We start from the raw sequence: 12,778 nt of genomic DNA, 5'->3' as shown, positions 1-12,778 counted from the left end.
GAGCGGAGATCGATCGCCAGCTACACGAAAGGCCTCGCTCGCCGCGACACTGACGTACTCACCATTATGCGCTCAAACCGGAGGAGACCGGTTGATTGCGGCGACGGCACAGCGTGTCGCGCTTCGGCGTCCAGCCCCCGTCCCGTGGTAATGCACCAGCCGTCACTCAGGGACGGTCTCACCCGCCCTGCGCAACGTCATGTGCGCGTGCTTGAGCACGGGTGAGTCGACCATCTGTCCCTCAAAGGCGAAGACGCCGCGCTCGGACCGCGCCGCCGTCAGGACCCGTCGCGCCCAGTCCAGTCGCTCCTCGGTGGGGCGGTACGCCTCGCGCACCACCGGGATCTGGCTGGGGTGGATGCACACGGTTCCGCCGAAGCCCAGCGCGACGGCGTCCTCGGCCTCCTCTCGCAGGCCGTCGAGATCCCGGATGTCCAGATGCACCGCGTCGAGCGCCATGCGGCCGAAGGCAGACGCCGCGAGCAGGGCAGTCGACCGCACGTGATGGGCGACGTCGCGGTAGGTGCCGTCGGCCTTGCGGCTGGAGCTCCCGCCCAGCGTGGCCACCAAGTCCTCGGCGCCCCACATCAGCGCCACGGTGCCCTGTGCCGCCGCGATTTCGGTGGCGAATACCGCGCCGCGTGGCGTCTCCAGCAGCGCGATCACCTCGCGTGGCGCGAGACCGGTGACCTGCGCGGCCGATTCGGTCTTGGACAGCATCACCGTCGTGTACGCGGTGCCGGCGAGGGCTTCGACATCGAGAGGGTATTCCGCGGTGCCGGCCGCATTGACCCGCACGACGGTGCGTTCCGGGTCCAGCGGTGTCTCCTGCAGCGCCTTACGCGCCGCGGGCTTGTCGGCCTCGGCCACGCCATCCTCGAGGTCGAGGATCACCACATCGGCGGCCGCTGCGGCCTTGGCGAAACGCTCGGGGCGGTCGGCCGGGCAGAAAAGCCATCCCGGGCCGGCGGCTTGCAGGTTCACGCGGTCTCCTGGTTGCTCGGGCGCTTCTGCACCAGAGTGGTGCGCACGGCGCGGGCGACGACGTCGCCGTGCTGGTTGCGTCCCGTGTGCTCGAGGGTGACGATGCCTTCGCCGGGACGGCTTTTCGATTCCCGCTTGCCCGTACACACGGTCTCCGCGTACAGGGTGTCGCCGTGGAAGACGGGTTTGGGGAAAGACACGTCGGAGAAGCCCAGGTTGGCCACGATGGTGCCGAGCGTCAGCTGCGACACCGACAACCCGACCAGCGTGGACAGGGTGAACATGGAGTTCACCAGTCGCTCGCCGCGAAACCCGGGCTGTTCGGCGGCCCAGGCCGCGTCGAGGTGCAGCGACTGAGTGTTCATGGTGAGCGTGGTGAACAAGACGTTGTCGGCCTCGGTGATCGTGCGGCCGGGCCGGTGCAGATAGGTGGTCCCGATCTCGAATTCCTCAAACCACAAGCCGCGCTGGACAACCGACTTGGCATCCGTCATGAGCGCCGCTCCTCCTCATCGCTCGGCTCTGCATCGTCGCCGGCGCGCGTCATGACAGTCCCAGCGATCGCGCGATGAGCATCAGCTGCACTTCGGTCGTCCCTTCGCCGATCTCGAGGATCTTGCTGTCGCGGTAGTGGCGCGCCACCGGATATTCGTTCATGAAGCCGTAGCCGCCGTGGATCTGGGTTGCGTCGCGGGCGTTGTCCATCGCCGCCTCCGAGGCGATCATCTTCGCGATTGCCGCGTCCTTCTTGAAGGGCTTGCCCGCCAACATCTTTGCGGCCGCATCGTAGTAGGCGGTCCGCGCGACGTGGGCACGCGCCTCCATCCGCGCGATCTTGAAGCTGATCGCCTGGTTGGCGCCGATCGGCTGGCCGAACGCCTGCCGTTCCTTGGCGTACTTGACGCTTTCGTCGACGCAGCCCTGCGCCGCCCCGGTCGCCAGCGCGGCGATCGCAATGCGACCCTCGTCCAGGATGGACAAGAAGTTGGAGTAGCCGGTGCCCCGGCCACCCAACAGGTTCTCCTCCGGAACGCGGACGTCGTCGAAGCTCAACGGGTGCGTATCCGACGCGTTCCAGCCGACCTTGCTGTACACCGGTTCGACGGTGAATCCCGGTGTGCCGTTGGGCACGATGATCGACGAGATCTCTTTCTTGCCGTTGGCGGCGGTTCCGGTGACGGCGGTGACGGTGACCAGTGAGGTGATGTCGGTGCCGGAGTTGGTGATGAATTGCTTGCTGCCGTTGATCACCCAGTCGCCGTTGTCGAGCCGGGCCGTGGTGCGGGTTCCGCCGGCGTCCGAACCCGCCCCGGCTTCAGTGAGCCCGAAGCCGGCGAGGGCGCGGCCGGCGGTCAAGTCCGGCAACCACTTCTGCTTTTGCTCCTCGGTGCCGAACCGGTAGATGGGCATGGCGCCGAGGCTGGCGCCGGCCTCCAGGGTGATCGCCACCGACTGGTCGAACTTGCCGAGTTCCTCGAGCGCCAGCGAAAGGGCGAAGTAGTCACCGCCCATGCCGCCGTATTCCTCGGGGAACGGCAAGCCGAACAAGCCCATCTCCCCCATCTTGGCGACGACCTCGTACGGGAAGCTGTGCTCCTCGTCGTGTTTGGCCGACACCGGCGCGACCACGGTGCGCGCGAACTCGGCGACCGTGTCGCGAAGATCCTCGTATTCCTTGGGCAACGTCCCCGCGGTGATGGATGTGGTCATGATGCGTCCTTACTCGAATCGGCTGCCGCGCTGGATTCTTCGGGCACCAGTCGGGCCAGCACCTGGTCCACCGTCACCTGATCACCAACGGACACCAGTACTTCCACCTGTCCGGAGACCGGTGCGACAAGCGAATGTTCCATTTTCATCGCCTCGACGACGACCACCACCTCGCCCTCGGAAACGTCGGTGCCCGAGGATGCCTGAACGGCGATCACGCTGCCGGGCATCGGGCTGACGATCTCGGCCCGCTGCGCGCCGGCGGCGCGGTGAATTTTGTTCTCCTCGGCTTCACGCACATGCCAGGTTCCTCGCTCGTCGGCGATCCACAGGTGCCGGTCGGCTTCGGCCCAGCGGTAGTCCCGGCGCACACCGTCGAGCGTCATACTCATCCGCGTCGGCTCGACATGCACGGCGGCGGAATGGGTTTGACCCTCGCCGACCTGTACCGTGGCCGCCTCGGGCAAGCCCCGCACGGACACCGTCGCACTGCGCAGCGGGGTGCGCATGTCGGTGCGGACCGGTGCCGGGCTACCGCCGACCCGCCATCCGGTCGGCGCCGCCCAGGGATTGTCGCCGAAGCGGCGAGCGCGCAAAGCCAGGGCCGATTGCCGATAGAGACCGGCCGCGGCGAGCACGTCATCGGGAGCCGGCAGCGGAGCGAAGTCCGCCAGGCGCTCGTCCAGCAGCGCGGTGTCCAGGTCGCCGGCCTGCACCCGCTCGTCGGCGAGCAGGAATCGGAGGAATTCGACATTGGTCTGAACACCCAAGATCACGGTTCGGCTCAGCGCGCGGTCGAGCTTCGCCAGCGCCTCGCCGCGGTCGGTCCCGTGGGCGATCACCTTGCTCAGCATCGGGTCGTAGTCGCTGCCGACCAGCGTGCCCGTCAACAGCGAGGAGTCGACCCGCACGCCGCCACCGGACGGTTCGGAAACCTCCAGCACCCGCCCGCCGGTGGGCAGGAAGCCCCGCGCCGGATCCTCCGCGTACACCCGGGCCTCGACCGCGTGCCCACGTAGTTCGATGTCGTCCTGGGCGAACGCCAGCTTCTCACCGGCGGCCACCCGCAGCTGCCACTCGACCAGGTCCAGCCCGGTGACCGCCTCGGTGACCGGATGCTCAACCTGCAGGCGGGTATTCATCTCCATGAAGAAGAACTCGTCGGGCCGCGCCGCGGAGACGATGAACTCGACCGTGCCGGCGCCGACGTAGTCAACGCTGCGCGCGGTATCGCAGGCGGCCGCCCCGATGCGCGCCCGCGTCGCCTCGTCGAGCAACGGCGAAGGCGCCTCCTCGATCACCTTCTGGTGGCGGCGCTGCAGGCTGCACTCACGTTCGCCGAGGTGCACAATGTTGCCGTGCGTGTCGGCGAGCACCTGCACCTCGATGTGCCTGGGCCGCAACACGAATCGTTCCAGAAACAGTGTGTCGTCGCCGAACGACGAAGCCGCCTCGCGTCGCGCCCCCACCAGCGCATCGCGCAGGCTGCCCGGTTCGTCCACCAGCCGCATGCCCTTGCCGCCGCCGCCCGCCGACGGTTTGATCAGCACCGGATACCCGACGTCGTCCGCGGCCGCGGCCAGCTCGTCGTCACTCAGCCCCGGCTTGGCGACGCCGGGCACCACCGGGACGTCGAACGCGGCGACCGCGTTCTTGGCGGTGACCTTGTCGCCCATCACCTGTATCGCCCGGACCGGCGGCCCCAGGAAAACCACTCCGGCCCGCTCGCAGGCGGCGGCGAAATCGGCGTTCTCAGACAGGAATCCGTACCCCGGATGGATCGCTTGGGAGCCGGTGCGCACGGCCGCCTCGACGACCCTGTCGATGTTCAGGTAACTTTCGCGGGCCGCCGCGGGTCCCAGCCGCACCGCCTCGTCGGCTTCGAGCACATGGCGCGCGCCGGCGTCGGGATCGCTGTAGACGGCGACCGAGCGGATGCCGAGCCGACGCAGGGTTCGGATCACCCGCACCGCGATCTCGCCGCGGTTAGCCACTAATACGGTTTCGAACACTGCACTCACATCCGAAAGACGCCGTAGGAGACGGGTTCCAGCGGTGCTTGGGCGCACACCGAAAGAGCCAGTCCGACAAAGGTTCTGGTGTCGGCGGGGTCGATGATGCCGTCGTCCCACAGCCGCGCCGTGGAGTAATAGGGGTTGCCCTGACTTTCGTACTGTTCGCGGATGGGAGCCTTGAACTCCTCTTCCTCGTCGGTCGACCACGGTTTGCCCGCACCGGCGAGTTGCTCGCCGCGCACGGTCGCCAGCACCGATGCGGCCTGTTCGCCGCCCATCACCGAAATGCGGGCGTTCGGCCACATCCACAGGAAGCGAGGCGAATACGCCCGCCCGCACATCGAATAGTTGCCCGCCCCATAGGATCCGCCGATCACGACGGTCAGCTTGGGTACCCGCGCGCAGGCGACGGCGGTGACCATCTTGGCCCCATGCTTGGCGATGCCGCCGGCCTCGTAGTCGCGACCGACCATGAAGCCGGCGATGTTCTGCAAGAACAGCACCGGTATCTTGCGTTTGTCGCACAACTCGATGAAATGCGCGCCCTTCAAGGCCGATTCGCTGAAGAGCACGCCGTTGTTGGCAATGATGCCCACCGGATGGCCGTGAATGTGGGCGAACGCGGTCACCAGCGTCTTGCCGTAATTGGCCTTGAATTCGCTGAATTCGCCGCCGTCGACCAGCCGCACGATGACCTCGTGCACGTCGTAGGGCACCCGCGGGTCGGGTGGCACCACGTCGTAGAGCTCCGTCTGCGCGCACCTGGGCGGGAGCGGGGATCGCACGTCCCACGGGCTGGGCTGGCGCGGGCCGAAGGTGGCCGCGATCGCGCGGACGATCCGCAGGGCGTGCTCGTCGTCTTCGGCGAGGTGGTCGGTGACCCCGGAAACCCGGGAATGCAGGTCGCCGCCACCGAGGTCTTCGGCCGACACGATCTCCCCGGTCGCCGCCTTGACCAAGGGCGGACCACCCAAGAAGATCGTGCCCTGCTCGCGCACGATGACCGCCTCGTCGCTCATCGCCGGCACGTACGCGCCGCCGGCCGTGCACGAACCGAGCACCGCGGCAACCTGCGGAATTTCCTTGGCGCTCATGGTCGCCTGGTTGTAGAAGATGCGGCCGAAATGCTCGCGGTCGGGGAACACCTCGTCCTGCCGCGGCAAGAACGCGCCCCCGGAGTCCACCAGGTAGATGCACGGCAGCCGATTCTGCAGCGCCACCTCTTGGGCGCGCAGATGTTTTTTGACCGTCATCGGGTAGTAGGTGCCGCCCTTGACCGTCGCGTCGTTGGCGACGATCACGCACTCGCGGTCCGAAACGCGTCCGATGCCCGTGATGATCCCGGCCCCAGGCGACTCGTCGCCGTACATGCCGTCCGCGGCCAGCGGCGAGAGCTCCAAAAACGGGCTGCCCGGGTCGAGCAGGCGATCGACCCGTTCGCGGGGAAGCAACTTGCCGCGGCTGACGTGACGCTCCCGGGCGCGCTCGTTTCCGCCCAATGCCGCCGCCGCCAGCTTGGCGTTCAATTCCCCCACCAGCCGGCGGTGCTCACCGGAGAACGACGCCTCAGCCTTGACGGGCGAGGTCACCACGTTGTCCATCGCCCCAGCAGCCTCCTTGCCGTCGCGCGATCGGGGTTTTGAGTTAATGCCGATTAACTCAAGGAGTGAGAATACCATTCCCGCCGTTGCCGGTCCAGGCAGGACCACGCTTGGCGAAAGCCGCGAGTTAATCGCGAATAACTCGTGCTACGTTAGGGCCAATTGACCAAGCGGAGGTCCGTCATGACAGCGTCCTCCTCCGAGGGGCGGGCCGGTCCCGTCGACGCCCCAAATCGCCGCAGCCAGTTGAAGTCCGACCGTCGCCTGCAACTGCTGTCCGCCGCCGAACGGCTGTTCGCCGAGCGCGGTTTCCTCGCGGTGCGGCTCGAAGACATCGGCGCGGCGGCCGGGGTGAGCGGTCCGGCCATCTATCGCCACTTCCCGAATAAGGAGTCGCTGCTGGTCGAGCTGCTGGTGGGCATCAGCACCCGGTTGCTCGCCGGCGCCCGGCAGGTGCAGACCGACAGCACCGACGCGGCCGCCGCACTGGACGGGCTGATCGACTTCCACCTGGACTTCGTGTTCAACGAACCCGACCTCATTCGCATTCAGGATCGCGACCTCGCGTACTTGCCCGAGGTCGCCGAAAAGCAGGTGCGCAAAGCGCAGCGTCAATACGTCGAGGTCTGGGTGGGGGTGCTGCGCGAGCTGAATCCCGAGCTGGCCGAGGCCGATGCCCGGCTGACCGCGCACGCCGTGTTCGGCCTGCTGAATTCGACACCGCACAGCGTCAAGCCCGCCGATACTTTGCGCGGCAAATCCGGCCGCGCCGCGAGGTCGCGCACCGTCATGCGGGCGATGACGGTCGCCGCGCTCGGCGCCGGAAATCAGTGCCCCTGAGCGTCCGTCGTAGGCTGGCTCAGCCCGTTGACAACCGCGTCCAGGTACCCTGCAAGCCATGAGGTGGACATGAACGATTCACGTCCCACCGAGCGGTTTCCCACATCGCAGCCGGGGCCACAGCAGCCGAGGTATTCGCCCTCCGCTGATCCCGCTTACGCCGACCAGACGCCGTACGCGCAGAGCTACGGCGGGACGACGCCGCCCTGGGCAGCCACCCCGAACGAGACGAACCCGACCAGGCCGCTGCCGGCGTACTGGCAGCAAGAGGTTCCTCCGTCGGCCGACATGCCGACGGGCATGGCTCCCCCGCCGCCGGGCGGCCCGAGGTCGTCGCGATGGTTGTGGATCGGCGCCGGCGCGGCGGTGCTGCTGGTCGTCGCCTTGGTGATTGCGCTGGTACTGGCGAACGACGCGATCAAGACCCAGACCGCCGTCCCGCCGTTGCCGGCGATGCCGGAGCCGAGCACGGAGACCCCGACGACCTCGACGCACCGGACGCCGTCGCTCATTCCGGCCCCGATACCGCCGACCAGCGGCCCCGAGTCGCCGCCCGAGACCACCGGGCCGGCGGCGATGCAAGACGTCGTCTACACAGTCTCGGGTGAGGGGCGCGCGATCAGCATCATGTACATCGATACCGGCGGCCTCATCCAGACCGAATTCAACGTCGCGCTGCCGTGGAGCAAGGAGGTCAGCCTGTCGAAATCGGCGACCCACCCGGCCAACGTCACGATCGTCAACATCGGCCACAGCGTGACGTGCACGCTCACTATCGACGGGGTTCAGATCAGCAAGCGCGTCGGCGGCGGTCTGACAGTCTGCGACGCCCGCGGCTAAGCGCTACACCAACGGGTTACGACGGCTCGGCCGCGGGTTCGGCGACGGCGGGGCCACGCAGCGGAACCCGGACGGCCAGCATCGCCAGCAGTCCGGCGAGCAGCACCAGCAGAATTCCGCCCAGGCCGGCCCGCACGGCGCCGAAGGCGTCGACGAATAGCGAGAACAGCCACGGCGCCACGAACGCCACCGCCCGCCCGGTCATGGTGTAGAGCCCGAACGCCACCCCTTCGCTGCCGTGCTTGGCCATGTGCAGCAGCAAAGCGCGCGACGACGACTGCGACGGCCCGATGAACATGCACAGCACCAGCCCGCACACCCAGAAGGCCACCGGCCCGGACAGCGCCATCAAGGTCAGTCCCAGGACGATGATCGCGAACAATGACGCCACGATCACGGGCTTTGAACCGACGCGGTGGTCGACGAACCCGCCCAGCACCGCGCCCACCGCGGCGATCACACTGGCCGCGACCCCGAAGATCAGCACGTTGGCCTGCGAAATGCCGTACACGTTCACGCCGAGCACCGCGCCGAACGCGAAGATCGCCGCCAGCCCGTCCCGGAAGAGCGCGCTGGCGAACAGGAAGTAGACCAGGTTGCGGTCGCGCCGCCATTCCGCGGCGACCTCGGTCCACAACCTGCGATAGCCGCCGAGCATGCTCGTCGACTGGTGGTGCTCCGACGACTCGGTCAGCCGGTGCGCGACGAACAGCAAGGGCAGCGCCAGCACCGCGAACCAGATCGCGGCAACCACCATCGCCTCACGGACATAGAGCCCGTCCCGCAGGGGAACTCGCAGCAGGCCGCGCGTCGCGTCGGGCCCTTTGCCGGATCCGGAGATGAAGCCGGTGTAGATCACCAGCAGGAGCACAACGCTGCCGACATACCCCGCCGCCCAGCCGAATCCGGATATCCGCCCGGCCGTCTGCGGCGTCGAGAGCTGACGCAGCATGGCGTTGTAGGGGACGCTGGCCAGATCGCCGCAGGCCGCCGTCGCCCCGAGGAGCGCCAGGCCCGCCCACAGGTAGCCGGGGCGCTCGCGGATGAAGAACATCAGGCAGGTCAGCGTCACCGCCGCGGCCGTCAGCACGCTCAACGCCACCCGCCTGCGATGCGCGGACTCCACCCACACGCCGACGGCGGGCGCGAGCACCGCGACGGTCAGCCCCGCGATGGCCGCCGCGCGGCCCAGCCAGCTCGCCGGTGTGGTGGAGCCGGATATCCCCACCCCCACGCTGCTGGTCAGGTAGACGGAGAAGACGAACGTCGCCACGATCGCGTTCAGGCCGGTCGAGCCGGAGTCCCAGAGCGCCCACGCCACGACGCGCGATCGCGCGGCGGTGGCGGGCCGCGGCTCCGGCTGGCTCATGCCCGGCACTCTATCGGCGCGCGCGATCGCCTGCGGGCCGCGTTCGGACCGCTGTCTACGATTGGCGGCATGCCGCTACCCGCCCCAAGCCCCGAGGCGCGCGCCGTTGTCACCGGAGCTTCGCAGAACATCGGTGAAGCGCTCGCCACCGAACTCGCCGCGCGCGGACACAGCCTGATCGTCACCGCCCGCCGCGAAGACCTGCTCACGGCCCTGGCCGCTCGCCTCACCGGCAAGTACGGCGTCACCGTCGACGTGCGCCCCGCCGACCTCGCCGATCCGGGCGAACGCGCGAAGCTGTGCGACGAGCTGGCAGCCCGGCCCATCTCGATCCTGTGCGCCAACGCGGGCACCGCGACCTTCGGCCCGGTTGCCACGCTCGATCCGGCCGGTGAAAAGGCCCAGTTGCAGCTGAATGTCCTTGGGGTGCATGACCTTACGTTGGCGGTGCTGCCGGGGATGGTCGAGCGTGGGTCCGGCGGCATCCTGATTTCCGGTTCGGCGGCGGGCAATTCGCCGATCCCCTACAACGCGACCTATGCGGCCAGCAAGGCCTTCGCGAACACCTTCAGCGAATCGCTGCGCGGCGAGCTGCGCGGGTCCGGCGTCAATGTGACGCTGCTGGCGCCGGGCCCGGTGCGCACCGACCTGCCCGACGACGCCGAGGCCTCGATCGTCGAGCGGCTGGTGCCGGATTTCCTGTGGATCTCGACCGAACACACCGCGCGGGTGTCTCTGGATGCGTTGGCGCGCAACAAGATGCGCGTCGTTCCCGGCCTGACGTCGAAGGCCATGTCGGTGGCCAGCGGGTACGGTCCGCGCGCCATCGTGGCGCCGATCGTGGGCGCGTTCTACAAGAAGCTCGGCGGCGGGTAGGCGCTATTTCCGGCGGCGTCCGGAACCGAAGATGCCTTTCACCGCTTCGCGTATCGCGGTGTTGATGCCGCTTTTAACGGTGGGGTTCTGCAGAACTTCCTCCCACATCGACGGCCCTTTTGCGCCCTTCGGCTCCGCCGGCTCCGGCATCGGCGGAACCGGCTCGTTGGGCGGGACCGGCGGGTATTCGGACCGGGTTTGCGGCGGCTGCGGCGCGGGCGGGGCTTGCGGATCCGGCGGGACGGACGGGGGCTGCGCGGGCTGGGAGAGCGTCTGACCGTACTTCGCCTGCAGCGGACTGTTTTTCGCCGCGGCCACGATCGCGTCGTTGCCGATCGACGCCATGAGCGAGCGCGGTACCCGCATGCGGGTCCACGCGACCGGCGTCGGTGCGCCCTTCTCGGATAACACGGTCACCACCGCCTCCCCGATTCCCAGCGACGTCAGCGCCGACTCCAGGTCGTAGACATCGGTTTTCGGGTAGGTGCGGACGGTCTTGCTGAGCGCCTTCTGGTCGTCGGGTGTGAACGCCCGCAACGCGTGCTGAACTCGCGCGCCCAGCTGGGACAGGATGTCGTTGGGGATGTCCGTGGGGAGTTGGGTGCAGAAGAACACCCCGACGCCTTTGGAGCGGATCAGCTTCACGGTCTGCTCGACCTGCTCGAGGAAGGCCTTCGACGCGTCGGCGAACAACAAGTGCGCCTCGTCGAAGAAGAACACCAGCTTCGGCTTGTCCACATCGCCGACCTCGGGTAGCTGGCTGTACAGGTCGGCGAGCAACCACATCAGGAAGGTGGAGAAGATGACCGGACGCACCGACTGACCCGTGAACTCCAGCAGCGAGATGATGCCCTGGCCTTGCTCATTGACGCGCAGCAGATCGTTCGGGTCGAGCTTGGGCTCGCCGAAAAAGGTGTCCCCGCCTTCGGCATCGAGGTTCACCAGCGCGCGCAGGATCACGCCCGCCGTCGTCGCCGACACGCCGCCCAGCGATTTCAGGGCTTCTTTGCCCTCGTCGCTGGTCAGGTAGCCGATGGCGCCGCGTAGATGGTCAGTGGTGACCAGCGGACGGTTTTGGTCCTTCGCCCAGTGGAAGATCAACCCCAGCGTCGATTCTTGAGTGGCGTTGAGCCCCAGCACTTTTGACAGCAGAACGGGGCCGAAGCTGTCGACGGTCGCCCGGATCGGCACGCCGATTCCCTTGGTGCCCAGCGACAAGAACTCGGCCGGAAACCCCGTCGGCTGCCAGTTGTCGCCGGTGTCTTCGGCCCGCGCGGCGGTCTTGTCGTTACCTTCGCCGGGCCTGGCCAGCCCGGACAGGTCGCCCTTCACATCGGCCATCAGCACGGGGACGCCCGCGGCGCTAAGCTGCTCGGCGATCAATTGCAGCGTCTTGGTCTTACCGGTTCCGGTCGCCCCCGCCACCAGGCCGTGCCTGTTGATGGTGGCCAGCGGAATGCGAATCTGGGCCGCCGGATCGGCCGCGCCGTCGATGACGACGGTGCCCAATTCCAGCGCCTGGCCGTCGACGGCGTATCCATCGGCGATCCGCGTCGCGGCCGTGGCCGCTGAATCGGTGCTCATCGTGCTGCGCCTCTCTTCCCCGACGATTCGGCGTGCAGTTCGACAACGCTCCACCCTACTTCCCCACCTTCTCCGGGGGCGAGGTCCGGCGCGCGCGTCACCTGGGCCTGGTCCGATGGTGGCGACCCGCCGCGTCCGGCTTCGCCGCACTTGCGATCGCCACTAGTCTGAGCGCTGTGCGAGACGAATTGGTGTGGATCGACTGCGAGATGACCGGGCTTGATCTGGGTTCGGACAAGCTCATTGAGATCGCGGCACTGGTGACCGACGCCGATTTGAACGTTCTCGGCGACGGGGTCGACGTAGTGATCCATGCCGACGACGCCGCGCTCGCGGCGATGGGCGAGGTGGTCACCGAAATGCACTCGCGCTCCGGGCTGACCGACCAGGTGCGGGCGTCCACGGTCGACCTGGCGACCGCGGAGGCGATGGTTCTGGATTACATCGGCGAACACGTCAAACAACCCAAGACGGCGCCGCTGGCCGGCAACTCCATCGCCACCGACCGCGCCTTCATCGTGCGCGACATGCCCGCCCTGGATTCGTTCCTGCACTACCGCATGATCGATGTGAGCTCGATCAAAGAACTCTGCCGGCGCTGGTATCCGCGCATTTACTTCGGCCAGCCGGTCAAGGGGCTGGCCCACCGCGCGCTGGCGGACATCCACGAGTCCATTCGCGAGCTGCAGTTCTACCGGCAGACCGCATTCGTCTCGCCGCCGGGGCCGTCTACCAGCGAAATCGAGGCGGTGGTCGCCGCCCTTGGCGACGGAAAAGACGCACCGGGGCCAAGCGATTCGGCCAGCGCGCCGCCGACCGGTTAGTATCGACGTCGCCGCTCGTTGACCGTCATCGCGTGAAGGTCGGCTGGCGGCCGTGGTGGGTGTAGTTCAGTTGGTAGAGCGTCAGGTTGTGATCCTGAATGTCGCGGGTTCGAGTCCCGTCACTCACCCCACAGG

At 67.9% G+C, this 12,778-nt stretch carries 11 protein-coding genes and 1 tRNA gene; 5 read left to right on the top strand and 7 right to left on the bottom strand.

Translation table 11 applies throughout. The features are described from left to right. Positions 1 to 162: 162 nt before the first annotated feature. Genes AC5Y30_RS00275 through AC5Y30_RS00255 form a run of 5 tightly spaced genes read right to left on the bottom strand, consistent with a single transcriptional unit; the run spans position 163 to position 6,310 of the window. The gene (locus AC5Y30_RS00275; RefSeq protein ID WP_499915309.1) at positions 163 to 984 is read right to left on the bottom strand and encodes an HpcH/HpaI aldolase/citrate lyase family protein; all 822 of its coding nucleotides are present in this window, start codon (positions 982 to 984) and stop codon (positions 163 to 165) included. Beyond that, the gene (locus AC5Y30_RS00270) at positions 981 to 1,478 is read right to left on the bottom strand and encodes a MaoC family dehydratase (RefSeq protein ID WP_499915307.1); all 498 of its coding nucleotides are present in this window, start codon (positions 1,476 to 1,478) and stop codon (positions 981 to 983) included. The genes AC5Y30_RS00275 and AC5Y30_RS00270 overlap by 4 nt, the downstream gene beginning before the upstream one ends. A gap of 49 nt (positions 1,479 to 1,527) precedes the next feature. Beyond that, positions 1,528 to 2,694: an acyl-CoA dehydrogenase family protein gene (locus tag AC5Y30_RS00265; RefSeq protein WP_499915305.1), complete on the bottom strand. Its 1,167-nt coding sequence runs from the start codon at positions 2,692 to 2,694 to the stop codon at positions 1,528 to 1,530. Further along, a complete protein-coding gene (locus AC5Y30_RS00260) occupies positions 2,691 to 4,706 on the bottom strand; it encodes an acetyl/propionyl/methylcrotonyl-CoA carboxylase subunit alpha (RefSeq protein WP_499915303.1) in 2,016 nt (671 codons plus the stop codon). Before AC5Y30_RS00260 ends, AC5Y30_RS00265 begins: the two co-directional genes overlap by 4 nt. Before the next feature lie 5 nt (positions 4,707 to 4,711). Continuing rightward, positions 4,712 to 6,310 carry a carboxyl transferase domain-containing protein gene (locus tag AC5Y30_RS00255; protein ID WP_499915301.1) on the bottom strand — a complete coding sequence of 533 codons (1,599 nt, stop codon included), beginning with the start codon at positions 6,308 to 6,310 and terminating at the stop codon, positions 4,712 to 4,714. Positions 6,311 to 6,493: 183 nt separating this feature from the next. Here AC5Y30_RS00255 and AC5Y30_RS00250 point away from each other — a divergent pair, with 183 nt between their 5' ends. Together AC5Y30_RS00250 and AC5Y30_RS00245 are read left to right on the top strand one after the other, a co-directional pair. After that, positions 6,494 to 7,150 carry an SACE_7040 family transcriptional regulator gene (locus AC5Y30_RS00250; RefSeq protein WP_499915299.1) on the top strand — a complete coding sequence of 219 codons (657 nt, stop codon included), beginning with the start codon at positions 6,494 to 6,496 and terminating at the stop codon, positions 7,148 to 7,150. 63 nt (positions 7,151 to 7,213) lie between these two features. After that, positions 7,214 to 7,990, top strand: a complete 777-nt coding sequence (locus tag AC5Y30_RS00245) for an MmpS family transport accessory protein (RefSeq protein WP_499915298.1) — start codon at positions 7,214 to 7,216, stop codon at positions 7,988 to 7,990. A 16-nt stretch (positions 7,991 to 8,006) separates the two neighbouring features. Here AC5Y30_RS00245 and AC5Y30_RS00240 read toward each other — a convergent pair whose 3' ends face one another. Next, entirely contained in the window at positions 8,007 to 9,359 is a 1,353-nt protein-coding gene (locus AC5Y30_RS00240) for an MFS transporter (RefSeq protein ID WP_499915296.1), read from the bottom strand. Positions 9,360 to 9,428: 69 nt separating this feature from the next. On the opposite strand from AC5Y30_RS00240, the gene cmrA reads away from it, so the two are divergent. Further along, positions 9,429 to 10,235 (top strand): mycolate reductase, encoded by an 807-nt coding sequence (gene cmrA, locus AC5Y30_RS00235; RefSeq protein ID WP_499915294.1) that lies wholly within the window; start codon positions 9,429 to 9,431, stop codon positions 10,233 to 10,235. Positions 10,236 to 10,238: 3 nt separating this feature from the next. On the opposite strand, the gene AC5Y30_RS00230 is transcribed toward cmrA, so the two are convergent. Next, a complete protein-coding gene (locus AC5Y30_RS00230; protein ID WP_499915292.1) occupies positions 10,239 to 11,819 on the bottom strand; it encodes a helicase HerA-like domain-containing protein in 1,581 nt (526 codons plus the stop codon). Positions 11,820 to 11,995: 176 nt separating this feature from the next. Here AC5Y30_RS00230 and orn point away from each other — a divergent pair, with 176 nt between their 5' ends. After that, a complete protein-coding gene (gene orn / locus AC5Y30_RS00225; protein WP_499916675.1) occupies positions 11,996 to 12,643 on the top strand; it encodes an oligoribonuclease in 648 nt (215 codons plus the stop codon). Between the two features lie 55 nt (positions 12,644 to 12,698). Then, a tRNA-His gene (locus AC5Y30_RS00220) sits at positions 12,699 to 12,774 on the top strand. Positions 12,775 to 12,778 lie beyond the last annotated feature (4 nt).

Source organism: Mycobacterium sp. NGS27 (assembly GCF_059813005.1).
Note: the sequence above shows the minus strand (reverse complement) of the source record. Positions and strands in the feature narration are given on the sequence as shown.

What these genes read in the sequence shown, in the direction of transcription:
- AC5Y30_RS00250 (WP_499915299.1), top strand. Translation starts at nt 6,494, where the DNA reads ATGACAGCGTCCTCCTCCGAGGGGCGGGCCGGTCCCGTCGACGCCCCA.
- AC5Y30_RS00240 (WP_499915296.1), bottom strand. Translation starts at nt 9,359, where the DNA reads ATGAGCCAGCCGGAGCCGCGGCCCGCCACCGCCGCGCGATCGCGCGTC.
- AC5Y30_RS00265 (WP_499915305.1), bottom strand. Translation starts at nt 2,694, where the DNA reads ATGACCACATCCATCACCGCGGGGACGTTGCCCAAGGAATACGAGGAT.
- cmrA (WP_499915294.1), top strand. Translation starts at nt 9,429, where the DNA reads ATGCCGCTACCCGCCCCAAGCCCCGAGGCGCGCGCCGTTGTCACCGGA.
- AC5Y30_RS00270 (WP_499915307.1), bottom strand. Translation starts at nt 1,478, where the DNA reads ATGACGGATGCCAAGTCGGTTGTCCAGCGCGGCTTGTGGTTTGAGGAA.
- AC5Y30_RS00255 (WP_499915301.1), bottom strand. Translation starts at nt 6,310, where the DNA reads ATGGACAACGTGGTGACCTCGCCCGTCAAGGCTGAGGCGTCGTTCTCC.
- AC5Y30_RS00230 (WP_499915292.1), bottom strand. Translation starts at nt 11,819, where the DNA reads ATGAGCACCGATTCAGCGGCCACGGCCGCGACGCGGATCGCCGATGGA.